Raw genomic sequence first — 13,561 nt, forward strand, 5'->3', positions numbered from 1 at the left:
ATCCAGTCAACCCGCCGAGAATCTCTGTTGCGGGTAGTGCAACGAAATGCGTCATTCGATACGATTTTCGGCCAAGCATCACGAGCGAGACGAGGGCAGATTGAGCGCACAGCAGTACGACTTCGTCATCGTCGGTGGTGGTTCGGCGGGAAGCGCTCTCGCCAACCGGCTGTCGGCGGACCCCTCCACCAGGGTGCTGGTGCTGGAGGCCGGCCGGTCCGACTTCCGCTGGGACGTCTTCATCCACATGCCGGCCGCGCTGACGTTCCCCATCGGCAGCCGGTTCTACGACTGGCAGTACGAATCGGAGCCGGAGCCGCACATGAACGGCCGCCGGATCTACCACGCCCGCGGCAAGGTCCTCGGCGGTTCCAGCAGCATCAACGGCATGATCTTCCAGCGCGGCAACCCCATGGACTACGAGCGCTGGGCCGCCGATCCCGGGATGAAGGACTGGGACTATGCGCACTGCCTGCCGTACTTCCGGCGCATGGAGAACTGCCTGGCCGCCGACGGCGACGACGTCTGGCGAGGTCACGACGGTCCGCTCGCACTCGAACGTGGCCCGGCCTCCAGCCCGCTCTTTGCGGCGTTCTTCCAGGCGGTGCGGCAGGCGGGCTATCCGCTGACCGACGACGTCAACGGCTATCGTCAGGAGGGCTTCGCCCCGTTCGACCGCAACGTCCGCCGTGGTCGGCGGCTGTCGGCCGCCCGCGCCTACCTGCATCCGGTGATGAACCGGCCCAACCTCAGGGTCGTGACCCGCGCGTTCGTGACGAGGGTCGTGTTCGACGGCGAACGGGCCGTCGGCGTCGAGTTCTCCCACCGCGGCGGTGCGACACGCCGGGTGCGGGCCGGTGAGGTCATCCTGTGCGGTGGCGCCATCAACACGCCCCAGCTCCTCCAGCTGTCCGGCCTGGGCGACGCCGCCGAGCTGGAGGCCCTCGGCGTCGACGTGGTGCACCACCTGCCGGGAGTGGGGGAGAACCTCCAGGACCACCTCGAGGTCTACATCCAGTACGGCTCCAAGCAGCCGGTGTCCATGCAGCCCTACCTCAAGTGGCGGCACCGCCCGTGGATCGGGGCGCAGTGGCTGTTCCTGCGCGGCGGTCCCGCGGCGACCAACCACTTCGAGGCCGGCGGTTTCGCACGGAGCAACGACGACGTCGACTACCCGAACCTGATGTTCCACTTCCTGCCGATCGCGGTGCGGTACGACGGCTCGTCCCCGTCGGGCGGCCACGGTTACCAGGTGCACGTCGGGCCGATGTACTCCGACGCGCGGGGCACGGTGAAGATCAAGAGCCGGGACCCCCGGGTGCATCCGGCACTGCGCTTCAACTACCTGTCCACCGAGCAGGACCGGCGGGAGTGGGTGGAGGCCGTCCGCGTCTCCCGCGACATCCTGACCCAGCCCGCCTTCGACGAGTTCAACGCCGGCGAGCTGTCCCCGGGGCTGTCCGTGCGGACCGACCAGGAGATCCTCGACTGGGTGGCCAGGGACGGTGAGACCGCGCTGCATCCCTCCTGTACGGCGAAGATGGGCGTGGACGACATGTCGGTCGTCGACCCGGACAGCATGCGGGTGCACGGCGTCGAGGGGCTGCGGGTCGTCGACGCGTCGGTCATGCCGTACGTGACCAACGGCAACATCTACGCGCCGGTGATGATGGTGGCGGAGAAGGCGGCCGACCTGATCCTCGGCCAGACCCCGCTGCCGCCCATCGAGGCGGAGTTCTACCGGCACCGCAAGTGATCAGCGCGAATGATCACCGCGAATGAGTAGCGGAACGGGAGAGAGCGCGGTCCAGTCGGTGGACCGTGCGCTCACCATTCTCAAGCTACTCGCCCGCGACGGCGAGCTGGGGATCAGCGAGCTCGCCGTCGAGCTGGGCGTCCACCGCTCCACCGCCTTCCGTCTGGTGGCGACGCTGGAGAGCCACGACCTGGTCGAGCAGGACAGCGAGCGCGGCAGGTACCGCCTCGGCGTGGGCGTGGTACGGCTCGCCGGGGCGACCAGCGCCCGGCTGGATCTGGTCAGGGAGAGCCGCTTCGTCACGCCCCGGCTGGCCGCGGACGTCGGTGAGACCGTCAACGTGGCCGTCCTCGTCGGGCGCGAGGCGCTGTACGTCGACCAGACGGCCGGGCCGTCGGCGCTCCAGTCGCACAACTGGGTGGGGCAGCTGATCCCCCTGCACGCCACGTCCAACGGCAAGGTGCTGCTCGCGCACGCCCCCGGCGGGCTGGCCGAGGAGGTGGCGGCCGGGCCGCTGAGCGCCTTCACCGCCGGCACCATCACCGATCGCGTACGGCTCCTCGCCGCACTCGAGGAGGTCCGCGAGCGCGGCTACGCCATCGCCGTCGACGAACTGGAGGACGGCCTCACCGCGGTCGCGGCGCCCGTCAGAGGCGCGGACGGCACGGTGATCGCCTCGGTGAGCGCCTCCGGGCCGACGTTCCGGCTGGCCGAAACGGGCCTGGTCGGCGTGGCTGAGCAGGTCATCGCCGCAGCTCAGGAGCTATCTCAACGTATGGGATGCTACTCCAACATGTCCGTAAAAAAGCAGACATCGACTTGACTAATGCCGATAAGAGGTCAATTCTGTTTCTCCATAAGCAAACAGGTGCGTAATGCGCAACTAGCGTCGACAGCGTCGACGACGCTGAGCGTGCCTGCTTTCTGATGGCGACCGGAAGGCACACTGCCCGTGGCAGACCTCTTCATCGGTGGTGCCTGGACAGATGCTGTCGAGGGCGGCCGCCGTACGATCCACTGCCCCGCTGACGGGTCCACCGTCGCGACGGTCTCAGAGGGCACCCGGGCGGACGCCGAGGCCGCGGTCGCGGCGGCGCGCCGGGCTTTCGACGAGGGCACCTGGCCGCTGACCCCGGCCGGCGAACGCGGGTCGCTGCTGCTCCGGGTCGCCGACCTGCTGGCCAGGGACAAGAAGGAGTTCGCCAGGGCCGAGTCGCTCGACACGGGCAAGCGGCTCGTCGAGAGCGAGTACGACATCGACGACGTCATCGCCTGCTTCCGCTACTTCGGCGGGATCGCCGGCACCGCCGCGGGACGGGTCGTCGAAACCGGCCGCGACGACGCCGTCAGTCAGGTCGTCTACGAGCCGATCGGCGTGTGCGGTCTCATCACCCCCTGGAACTACCCGCTGCTGCAGACCTCGTGGAAGGTCGCCCCCGCGCTCGCGGCGGGCAACACGTTCGTGCTCAAGCCGAGCGAGCTCACCCCGAGCACCGCGATCCTGCTGATGCGGACGCTGGAGGAGGCGGGGCTGCCCGCCGGGGTCGCCAACCTGGTGCTCGGCCCCGGCCCGGAGGCCGGGGCGCCACTCGCCGAGCATCCCGCCGTGGACATGGTGTCGTTCACCGGCGGCCTGGCGACCGGGCGGCGCGTCATGGCCGCCGCGGCGGCCACGGTGAAGCGGGTCGCGCTCGAACTCGGCGGCAAGAACCCCAACATCGTCTTCGCCGACGCCGACGTCGAGACCGCGGTCGACTTCGCGCTCACCGCGGTCTTCCTGCACTCCGGCCAGGTCTGCTCGGCCGGCGCGCGGCTGCTCGTCGAGGACTCCCTGCACGACGCCTTCGTCGACGAGGTGGTGCGGCGGGCCGAGCTGATCCGGCTCGGCGGCCCGTTCGACCCCGAGGCCCAGACCGGGCCGCTGATCTCCGCCGCGCACCTGGCCAAGGTCGAGGAGTACGTCGCCGCCGGCCTCGCCGAAGGCGCGGTGCTGCGCTGCGGCGGCGGCCGGCCGGACGAGCCGGGCCTGGCCGGCGGCTTCTACTACCGGCCGACCGTGCTGGACGAGTGCCGCCGCGACATGCGGGTGGTCCGGGAGGAGTCCTTCGGGCCGGTCCTGACCGTCGAGCGCTTCAGCGGCGAGGACGAGGCGGTCGCGCTGGGCAACGACACCGACTACGGCCTGGCCGGCGCGGTGTGGACCACCGACGCGGGCAGGGCCCGGCGGGTCGCCGCCAGGCTCAGGCACGGCACGGTCTGGATCAACGACTACCACCCGTACGTCCCGCGGGCGGAGTGGGGCGGATTCAAGCAGTCGGGCATCGGCCGCGAGCTCGGGCCCACCGGCCTCGACGAGTACCGAGAGATCAAGCACATCTGGCAGAACATCCGCCCCCGGCCCCAGCGGTGGTTCCCGGATTCCCCTCACTAGACGAAAGGTGGCCATGGCCGTACCGTCACTGACCGAGAAGTCCACCCCGCCGGCCGCCGCGGCCGGCGCCGACGACCACCCGATCCTCGACGTTCGCGGCCTGTGGAAGATCTTCGGCCCGCGTGCCGACCGCGTCGTCGGCACGCCACTGGCCGAGCTGTCCCGCGCGGAGCTCAAGCATCGGACGGGATGCGTGGCCGCGGTCCGCGACGTCTCCTTCTCGGTACGGCGCGGCGAGGTGTTCGTCGTCATGGGCCTGTCCGGCTCGGGCAAGTCGACGCTGGTGCGCTGCCTCACCCGGCTGGTCGAGCCGACCGTCGGCGAGGTGCGACTCGACGGCGAGGACGTGCTCGCCTGCGGGGAGCGCAGGCTCCGCGAGCTGCGCCGGCACCGCTTCGGCATGGTGTTCCAGCACTTCGGCCTGCTGCCGCATCGGCGGGTCCTGGACAACGTCGCCTACGGCCTGGAGATCCGCGGCACGAAGAAGGACGGTCGCTACGAGCGGGCCCGGGAGGTCCTGGAGCTGGTGGGGCTCGCCGGCTTCGAGGGGTCCTACCCCGACCAGCTGTCCGGCGGCATGCAGCAGCGGGTCGGCCTGGCCCGGGCGCTCGCCGTCGACCCCGAGGTGCTCTTCTTCGACGAGCCGTTCTCCGCGCTCGATCCGCTGATCCGCCGCGAGATGCAGAACGAGGTCATCCGCCTGCACCGCGAGGTCGGCAAGACGATGATCTTCATCACGCACGACCTGAGCGAGGCGCTCAAGCTGGGCGACCGCATCCTCATCATGCGGGACGGAGCGCTCGTCCAGATGGGCACCCCGGACCAGGTGGTCGGCGCGCCGGCCGACGACTACGTGCGCGACTTCGTCAGCGACGTGCCCAGATCCGACGTGCTGACGCTGTCCTGGATCATGCGCGACGCCCGTCCCGGCGAGCCGCTCGACGGGCCGGAACTCGCCCCGGACACCGTGATCCGCGACGCGGCCAGGACCGTCCTGTCCGCCGGCCGCCCGGTCAAGGTCGTCTCCGGCCGATCCCTTCTCGGCGTGGTCACCACCGCGGAGATCCTCGAGGTGATCGCCGGCCCGGACCCGGGCAATCCGGATGGCCCGGGTGGGGAGTCCAGATGACGGCAGTGCCCACCACGCCCACCACGCCCACCACCACCGCTGCGACCGCGGGCGCCGCGGCGCCTGGCGGTGCCGGCCGCGCCGGCGGCCGGCGGCGCCTGCGCGGGCGCTACCTGGCCGTGCTCATCCTCGCCGCCTGGGTGCTGCTGTCGGTCGTGCTGAAGGGCCGCGACACGCTCGCGCTCGGCGGCGCCGAGCTGACGCCGCTGCACACCGGGCTCAACGAAGGTATGGACGCGATCGACGCCGGTCGCAACAGCAACCCGCTGTTCCTGTACTTCATCAACTACATCCGGCTGTTCCTCGACGAGTCGGTCACCTTCGTACAGGCACTGATCAGCCAGCCGTCGTTCGGGCGGCCGGTCCCGGTCGTCGGCTGGCTCGGCGTGACCGGCGTCGCCACCGCCGTCGCGCTGCTGTACGGCAACCGCAAGGTGGCCGCGCTCACCGCCGCCGGGTTCACGGCGTTCGGGCTGCTCGGCCTGTGGGAGGAGAGCATGGACACGCTCGCCCTCACGCTGACCGCCGTCGTGCTGTCCCTCGCCGTCGGCATCCCCCTCGGGATCTGGGCCGGCCTCAGCGACCGGGTCAACCGGCTCGTCACCCCGGTGCTGGACGTCATGCAGACGATGCCGACCTTCGTCTACCTGGCCCCGCTCACGCTGTTCTTCCTGATCGGACCGGCCAGCGCCACCGTCGCGACGATGGTCTACGCGACCCCGCCGGTGATCCGCATCACCGCGCACGGCATCCGGGAGATCCCGGTCAACACGCTGGAGGCGAGCACCTCGCTCGGCTCGACCCCCGCGCAGGCGCTGCGCAAGGTACGGCTCCCGCTGGCGAAGCGGACGATCATCGTCGGGGCCAACCAGACCATCATGGCCGCCCTGTCCATGGCCACGATCGCCGCCCTGATCGACGCCCCGGGCCTGGGCAAGACCGTGCTGAAGGCGCTGCAGACCCTCGATGTGGGCACCGCGTTCAACGCCGGGCTGGCCATCGTGATCATGGCGATCGTGCTCGACCGCGTCACCTCCGCCGCGGGCCGGCGAGTCGAGGCCGAGCGCCGGACGGGCAGGGCGAAAGGCCCGCGCGCCCGGCGGATCGAGGCGGGCCTGGTCCTCGCCGCGGCCGCGGTGCTGGTCTACCTCTCCCACGTCTACGTCTGGGCCGCGAAGTTTCCCGGCGAGGCCCGCCTGGGCTCGTACGTGAAGCAGGGCGCGGGGGCGGCGAGCGAGTGGGTGCAGGACACGCTCGTCACGTACACGGACGCGTTGAAGAACCTCGTCACCTACGGGCTGCTCAACCCGTTCCAGTCGCTGCTGGCCGGCTCGCCCTGGTGGCTGGTCGCCCTGGTCGTGGTCGCCCTCGCGCTGCTGCTGGCGGGCCGCCGGGCCGCGATCATCGCGGGCGTGTCGCTCGTGCTGCTGGTGCTGCTCGGCCTGTGGCACGACAGCATGGTGACGCTGGCCACCACGCTGGTGGCCACCCTGATCGTGATGGTCCTCGGCATCGTGGCCGGGGTGTGGATGGGGCGCAGCGGCCGGGTGGACCAGGTGCTGCGCCCGGTCCTGGACGCGGGCCAGACCATGCCGGCGTTCGTCTACCTCGTCCCGATCCTGGGGCTGTTCGGCGCGACCCGGTTCACCGCCATCATCGCCGCCGTGGCGTTCGCCGCGCCGGTGTCGATCAAGCTGGTGGCCGAGGCCGTACGAGGGGTGTCGCCGACGGCGGTGGAGGCGGCGACCGCGGGCGGGTCCAGCACCTGGCAGCTCATCTCCAAGGTCCAGCTTCCCATGGCCCGGGCCGGCATCACTCTCGCGGCCAGCCAGGGCCTGATCTACGTGCTGTCGATGGTCGTCATCGGCGGTCTCGTCGGAGCCGGCGCGCTGGGATACGACGTGGTGGCGGGGTTCTCGCAGTACCCGCTGCGGGGCAAGGGCCTGGCGGCCGGGCTGGCGATCGTCGTGCTCGGCATCATGCTCGACCGGATCATGCGAGCCGCCGCACAACGCGCGGCCGCACGTCCGGCATCTCAATGAATGAAATCAACGGGTCTGGAGGACCTAATGGCAGTTTCCAGGATGGCCGGGCTGCGCGTGAGCGCGCTCGTGGCCGGCGCCGGTCTCCTGCTCTCCGCGTGCGGGGGAGCGAAGGTCGGCGAGACCACCGACGCCCAGGCATCGGGCGGCGGGCAGTCCGGATGCGGCACGTTCAACCTGGCGGTCAACCCGTGGGTCGGCTATGAGGCGAACGCCGCGGTGATCGCCCACGTGGCCGAGAAGGAACTGGGATGCAAGGTCGTCAAGAAGGACCTCAAGGAGGAGGTGGCCTGGCAGGGGTTCGGCACCGGTGAGGTGGACGCGATCGTCGAGAACTGGGGCCACGAGGACCTGAAGAAGAAGTACATCGAGGAGCAGCAGGTCGCCGTCGAGCTGGGGGAGACCGGCAACAAGGGCGTCATCGGCTGGTTCGTGCCGCCGTGGATGGCCGAGAAGTACCCCGACATCACCGACTGGAAGAACCTCAACAAGTACGCCGACCTGTTCAAGACGTCGGAGTCGGGCGGCAAGGGCCAGTTGCTGGACGGCGACCCCTCGTTCGTGACCAACGACGAGGCACTGGTGAAGAACCTGAAGCTGGACTTCAAGGTGGTCTACGCCGGCAGCGAGGCCGCCCTGATCACGGCGTTCCGCCAGGCGGAGAAGCAGAAGACCCCGCTCATCGGGTACTTCTACGACCCGCAGTGGTTCATGTCCGAGGTGAAGCTGGTGAAGGTCGACCTGCCCGAGTGGACCGAGGGCTGTGACGCCGACGCCGCCAAGGTGAACTGCGACTACCCGGTCTACGACCTCGACAAGATCGCGAGCAAGAAGTTCGCCGACTCGGGCAGCCCGGCCTATGAGCTGGTCAAGAACTTCACCTGGACCAACGACGACCAGAACACCGTGTCCAAGTACATCTCCGAGGACAAGATGACGGCCGAGCAAGCGGCCGAGAAGTGGGTGAACGACAACCCCGACAAGGTCAAGGCCTGGCTGCCCGCGGCGGCCGGCTGATCTCGAGCCGTACTCCCTCCACGGCTCGATGTGCCCGGGGCCGGTCGCGTCGCCGACCGGCCCCGGGCATCGCCGTCCTATGCAAGATCGCCTACCTCACGCGGCCCGCTGCTGGAGGCCACCCCTCTGAATCGCGAGCAGAGCCTCGATCATGCCTCGGCAGGTCATCCGGGTTTCTCGACGTAGGAAACGGTCAGCGATCTGGTCCTTCGGCCCTCTGAGCAGGTTCGGCCGCCGCTAGCGTGCACTTTCGCGCCGTGCACCACCATCGAGATCTAGTCTGCTGTCTAAATTGATCATGATCTCGGGGTCGCCTCTATGCCGCCTCGCTTCCCTGCCGCTCACTTCTCAAAGATCACGGCCTGCCGTCGTCGTAACGGAGCCGAGCTGTCCCGTTACTGAAAACGATCTTTACTTGTAATGCTGTCTTATCTCATGATCACTCCGGTTTTGTTCGCATATGTTCGAAAGGCTGTGAGTGAACCCACGACGATCAGCGTCCGGCTTATCCGTCCGGATGCGCCAACGTGCTGCCCTGATCACGGCCCTGATGCTGCCGCTCTCGCTCGTGAGCGCGCCCGCGATCGCCCAGGGCCCCACACCACCCCCGACCCCGGCCACCGCCGCATCGGCAACACAGCCGGACGCCACCTCGGATCCGGCCCTCAAGACCGCCTGGGAGAAAGCGGCCACGTCCGGCAAGCCCGTGGAGGTGCCCGCCCGGTCCACCGAGAGGATGAAGGTCTGGGCGAACCCCGACGGCAAGCATCTGCGAGCCGAGCTGCACACCCGGCCTGTCCAACTGAAGAACCCGGCCAGCGGCGCATGGGAACCCATCGACACCCGCATCGTGACCCGCGACGGCAAGCTGCAGGCCGCGCGGGTCAAATCGCCGCTGACCTTCGGCGGGCGCGGGACCAAGCACCTGGTATCGGCGAAGGGAGAACAGGGCACGAGCGGCCTGGGGGTGACCCGGGCGCTGCCGGAACCGAAGATCTCCGGCAACACGGTCACCTACCCCGACGCCGTAGCGCCGGGGGCGGATCTCGTGGTGATCGCCCAGGCCGACGGCTTCGTCTCCCAGGTGATCTTCCGGCAGCGGCCCACCGGCCCGGTGACCGTACGCCTGCCGCTCACCCTGCCCAAGGGCACCAAATTCGGTAAGACACCCCAGGGGCTGCCGCAACTGAAGGACGCCGAAGGCAAAGCGGCGGCGGCTCCGATCGTGCTCACGGCGATGGACGCCAAGGTGGAAGCCGGCCCCGATCAGGGCAGGACCTCCTCCGTCCAGGCGCACGTGGAGACCTCCGGCACGACATCGGAGCTGGTGTTCACCCCGGACGCCACGTTCCTGACCGACCCGGCGGTGACCTACCCGGTGACCATCGCCGCCGCCTCCGAATGGTTCGGCGGCGGACGACCCGACGACGCCTGGGTCAACAAGAACGACCCCTCCAGCAACCACGCCGCGGACGGATGGCTACGCGCGGGCACCACCTCCACCAGCCGGGACATCGCCCGGGTGTACCTGTGGTACGACCTTGACGCCCCGGAACTGGAGGGCGCCACCGTCGTCGATGCCGACCTGATCATCTGGAACTACAAGTCCGGCGGCCCCAACGGGGCCCTGTGCGGAAAAACCCTGGGGTCAGGCATCGTCGCCCAGCGGGTCACCTCCTACTGGGACACCGGGACTCTGGACTGGAACCACCAGCCGACTAGAGCCAGCGGCACCGAAGGGCTCAACGAGGCCGGTTACAACTACGACGCCACCGGCGGCACCTGGTGCGCCAAGGACGAAGCCCTGTGGCATCAGGTCAAAACCATGGCCCGCGCCTGGATCGAACAGGACGTGCCCAACGAAGGGATGGTGCTGCGAGCCGCCAGCGAAACCGCGGCGATCAACTGGCGCCAGTACTACTCCAGCGAATACAGCGGTGGTGCACCGTACCCGGGTTACCGCCACCCTCCCACACTGATGATCGAGTACGAGCCGGCCCAGCGGGTGCGGGCTTTCTGGTTCCGTGATGACGACGGGACCGAGCCCACGCTGCAAGAAGTGCTTGCCCATGTGAACGATGCCAGTCCCATCCCGGGCCCAGACCCAGATCCCGTGACGGCGGAGCAGGCGTTTGAGGAGGGCGAAGCTGAAACCGATACAACCGTGGCAGCAAGTATCGCGGACGCCGCGCCTCCCTCATGGGCGACACAAGAAGAGATAGATGAAGCGGTAGCAGATGTAGCCCCTCCAGAGGATGGACCAGATGGCTGCCTTCTAGCTCGCTGGAAGTTCGACGAAGGGGAAGGAGTTGAGGCGGAGGATTCGTCGGGTTACGGGTGGATTGCGACATTACGAGACGGCGCCAGTTGGACTACAGGTCATTCTGGTCAAGCGCTTTCGACAACCGGTAATTCCGATGGCGCCCAATCTGACGAACCGGTGATTAAGACCGACAGCAGCTACACGATCACTGCTTGGGTTCGTCTCAAAGACTCTTCCAACGCATATCAAATAATTCGACAGAAGGGCCTCAACCAGTCAGCGTTCTACTTCGGAACAGACTCTAGTAACCGGCCAACTTTCAAGGCATTCCCCGCGGACGCCACTGATGCCGTGCCTGTCGGAGTAACCTCCGAGACAACGGCTCCTGTGGAGGAATGGTTCCACCTTGCCGGTGTTTACAACCAAGATGCGGCTCAGCTCTCTCTGTACATGAACGGCCAACTGCTTGGCGCCACCTCAGTTCCGCCAGCCTGGTCAGCCCAAGGTCCGTTCAGCATGGGAGCGAAACTCAACGGCGATCTGGATGATGTGCGCCTTTACGAGAAGGCCCTCACCAACAGTGATATCACCGCAGTACAAAACGATGAACCCGTCCATGCCTGCGCAATAGAGGACCCGAGCCCGAGCCCGAGCCCGAGCCCGAGCCCGAGCCCCAGCCCCAGCCCGAGCCCCAGCCCGAGCCCCAGCCCGAGCCCCAGCCCCAGCCCGAGCCCCAGCCCGAGCCCCAGCCCCAGCCCCAGCCCCAGCCCCAGCCCCAGCCCCAGCCCGAGTGTGACTCCATGCACCGCTCCCACCTGGAAGACGGGTAGTTTTTACGTCCAAGGCGATAAAGTCACTTGGAAGGGCCATCAATGGGTAGTCGCCGGTTTGTTTGCCGCCGGGGAACCTGGAAATGATACTGCATGGAGGGATAACGGGGCGTGTGGTGTTCCTGCCCCTTCACTGCCTCAAGCACAACAAGGTAAGAGCGACACACTGTCGACGTCCCCTTATGCGTCTGCCGCCGCTACCAAGAAAGAGGGGCCGAAGCGATGGGATCTGGATGACTGCCGCAAAGCGGATTTCGTTCCAGGCGGTTGGCTGATGAGTAGGTTCTCTCTCTGCTATAACCTGCAGACTTCCAAGAAGACGTGGGCTGAGGAGTGGGTCGTCAGCAGTCGGGGAGCCCGCAGGATTGGCCGAGTGACAATGACAATGGCCATCCTTGAAGACACTTATCAGAATGAGCGAACAGTCGACGAACTGGTCGATGTAAAAATTACAAAGGCGACGGGCACTCTAGCCAATACCTCTATCGTAGTCACGAACAGCACCAAGGGATGGCCCTTGCCCGTAGGGCACTGCGACCCCGATCTGAGCCCAGAGTACGGATATGGCCGACCGATACGAACTAAGTCCGTAACCGAGTGGAAACTATCACCAACGACGAAGTTCAGATATTATTCCCCTGCGGCGGGCGCAAACGGCGATGAGAAAATAAGCACATGTTCCATCAGGCCGCGCCTTGGCGTCGCATGGGATCCCCGAAGCGCCTCTTTTCTGTACACCGGCCAAGTAGAAAATGGCAAAGCTATAAAGGCCAACATCCGCTGCGACTCCGCAAGTTACATCAGATGGTACAAAGTTGGCGGGTGCGTCTTCTATCGAGCCACGCCGGTGCTCTGGATGAACGACGTAGACCCCGAGACGGGGAACGGCTGGCCCGAACAAGCCAAGCATGACTACGACGCCCTGTACCACCCCGAGATCACGTATCCATATCCAGACGACGGTGGCCAGAAGAACATGGCCGGCAAAATCAAGGGGAAGAAACTTCACTACGCAGCCGACGGAGAATCGAAGAAAAAGAATTATAGCAAATCCTACAGAACCTGCTTGAAGCAGAGGGGTGGCAAAGGATGGAACTCGGCCCACAACAAGGACCCCAACACTAAGGCGGTCCAGTGCGACGAGTTCCCTTTTGCATCTACAAAAGAGGGATCTACCAAGGCAGATCCGCACTACAACTACTCGGTAAGACTTATCAATGCCTATCAAAACTGGCTATTTGGTCTAAGGCTAGGCTACTGGTACTATAACAACCGGATGTTACGCCGGGATGGCTTCTGGCTGGGCTTCGAGCCTCAAGCCGATTAAAGTGCATGTCTCCCTCCGCGACGCGGAGGGAGACATGCACCATTTGCTTACGGGAGGACCCACTATGGGGGAATCGCACTCATCAACCCGCCTCACCGTATTTATTGAAAACGGCGAATTCGTCCTAATGGATGTAGAGGGGGATGCTGGTCTGCCTCCAGGCGCTCCAGACCCTAGAACACTGTCTGTAATGTCCACTACATGGCTGACTGCTGGAGTTAATGCCGCTGTCATCTCTAGCAACTTCGACGTGCATACAGCAGATGTCGTAGTCGAGGTGTGGAGCGGCGAACCCCCCGTCGATCCCATACCTCAGTCGGACCTATCAGAGGCAATCTTCACGTCAAGTTCCGGCACGATCACTTTCGATGAAATAACAGGTACCGATGAAGATTATCCAGAGATCAATCTGGGCCTTCCTGGGGACTACCGTATTCGTGTGATTCGGCGGTGCCTGCGGAGTGAGGATCCGACAACGCTCGTCGCCGAATTCGACGGACTGGAATCTTTATGTATTCAGCTTTGGCGATTATAGGGGTTGGAAGTCCAGGCAGGCCCTGGTAAGAAGCGAGAGAGCTGGAAGGAGCCCATCCTCTACGGGCGCAGTCGCAGCCGGTGGTGTATGAGTAGATCCTCCGAGAGGGGATTTTGTGATCGCTCACCTCGGCTACGGCAGAGGGCCGGAGGGTGCCGAAGTACCCGCCGACCACCTTCCACGTGTACTTTCAGCGCGGCACGTTCTCGACCGACTCCCGGCAGGTACCTG

Annotated in this window: 8 protein-coding genes; all 8 read left to right on the forward strand. The window is 66.5% G+C overall.

Going from position 1 to position 13,561, the window contains the following annotated elements; all coding sequences use genetic code 11:
• Nucleotides 1-100: 100 nt before the first annotated feature.
• The 8 genes from betA (at nt 101) to ACFHYQ_RS26880 (ending at nt 13,330) form a co-directional block, all read left to right on the forward strand.
• Nucleotides 101-1,756: a choline dehydrogenase gene (gene betA / locus ACFHYQ_RS26845; protein ID WP_394303923.1), complete on the forward strand. Its 1,656-nt coding sequence runs from the start codon at nt 101-103 to the stop codon at nt 1,754-1,756.
• A gap of 22 nt (nt 1,757-1,778) precedes the next feature.
• The gene (locus tag ACFHYQ_RS26850) at nt 1,779-2,579 is read left to right on the forward strand and encodes an IclR family transcriptional regulator (protein WP_394303924.1); all 801 of its coding nucleotides are present in this window, start codon (nt 1,779-1,781) and stop codon (nt 2,577-2,579) included.
• Between the two features lie 129 nt (nt 2,580-2,708).
• Nucleotides 2,709-4,187, forward strand: coding sequence for an aldehyde dehydrogenase family protein (locus ACFHYQ_RS26855; RefSeq protein WP_394303925.1), 1,479 nt, complete (start codon nt 2,709-2,711; stop codon nt 4,185-4,187).
• A 13-nt stretch (nt 4,188-4,200) separates the two neighbouring features.
• Nucleotides 4,201-5,316, forward strand: coding sequence for a quaternary amine ABC transporter ATP-binding protein (locus tag ACFHYQ_RS26860; protein WP_394303926.1), 1,116 nt, complete (start codon nt 4,201-4,203; stop codon nt 5,314-5,316).
• Complete coding sequence (locus ACFHYQ_RS26865; protein ID WP_394303927.1) at nt 5,313-7,358, forward strand: ABC transporter permease subunit; 2,046 nt, start codon at nt 5,313-5,315, stop codon at nt 7,356-7,358. The genes ACFHYQ_RS26860 and ACFHYQ_RS26865 overlap by 4 nt, the downstream gene beginning before the upstream one ends.
• 27 nt (nt 7,359-7,385) lie before the next feature.
• The gene (locus ACFHYQ_RS26870) at nt 7,386-8,375 is read left to right on the forward strand and encodes an ABC transporter substrate-binding protein (RefSeq protein WP_394303928.1); all 990 of its coding nucleotides are present in this window, start codon (nt 7,386-7,388) and stop codon (nt 8,373-8,375) included.
• Between the two features lie 517 nt (nt 8,376-8,892).
• A complete protein-coding gene (locus ACFHYQ_RS26875) occupies nt 8,893-12,795 on the forward strand; it encodes a LamG-like jellyroll fold domain-containing protein (RefSeq protein WP_394303929.1) in 3,903 nt (1,300 codons plus the stop codon).
• A 64-nt stretch (nt 12,796-12,859) separates the two neighbouring features.
• The gene (locus tag ACFHYQ_RS26880; protein WP_394303930.1) at nt 12,860-13,330 is read left to right on the forward strand and encodes a hypothetical protein; all 471 of its coding nucleotides are present in this window, start codon (nt 12,860-12,862) and stop codon (nt 13,328-13,330) included.
• Nucleotides 13,331-13,561: the final 231 nt, after the last annotated feature.

This window comes from Sphaerimonospora cavernae (assembly GCF_042435035.1).
GTDB classification, from domain to species: Bacteria; Actinomycetota; Actinomycetes; order Streptosporangiales; family Streptosporangiaceae; genus Sphaerimonospora; species Sphaerimonospora cavernae.

Excerpts from the sequence above, each read along its gene's own strand:
- ACFHYQ_RS26850 (WP_394303924.1), top strand. The coding sequence starts at position 1,779 with ATGAGTAGCGGAACGGGAGAGAGCGCGGTCCAGTCGGTGGACCGTGCG.
- ACFHYQ_RS26860 (WP_394303926.1), top strand. The coding sequence starts at position 4,201 with ATGGCCGTACCGTCACTGACCGAGAAGTCCACCCCGCCGGCCGCCGCG.
- ACFHYQ_RS26865 (WP_394303927.1), top strand. The coding sequence starts at position 5,313 with ATGACGGCAGTGCCCACCACGCCCACCACGCCCACCACCACCGCTGCG.
- ACFHYQ_RS26870 (WP_394303928.1), top strand. The coding sequence starts at position 7,386 with ATGGCAGTTTCCAGGATGGCCGGGCTGCGCGTGAGCGCGCTCGTGGCC.
- ACFHYQ_RS26875 (WP_394303929.1), top strand. The coding sequence starts at position 8,893 with ATGCGCCAACGTGCTGCCCTGATCACGGCCCTGATGCTGCCGCTCTCG.
- ACFHYQ_RS26880 (WP_394303930.1), top strand. The coding sequence starts at position 12,860 with ATGGGGGAATCGCACTCATCAACCCGCCTCACCGTATTTATTGAAAAC.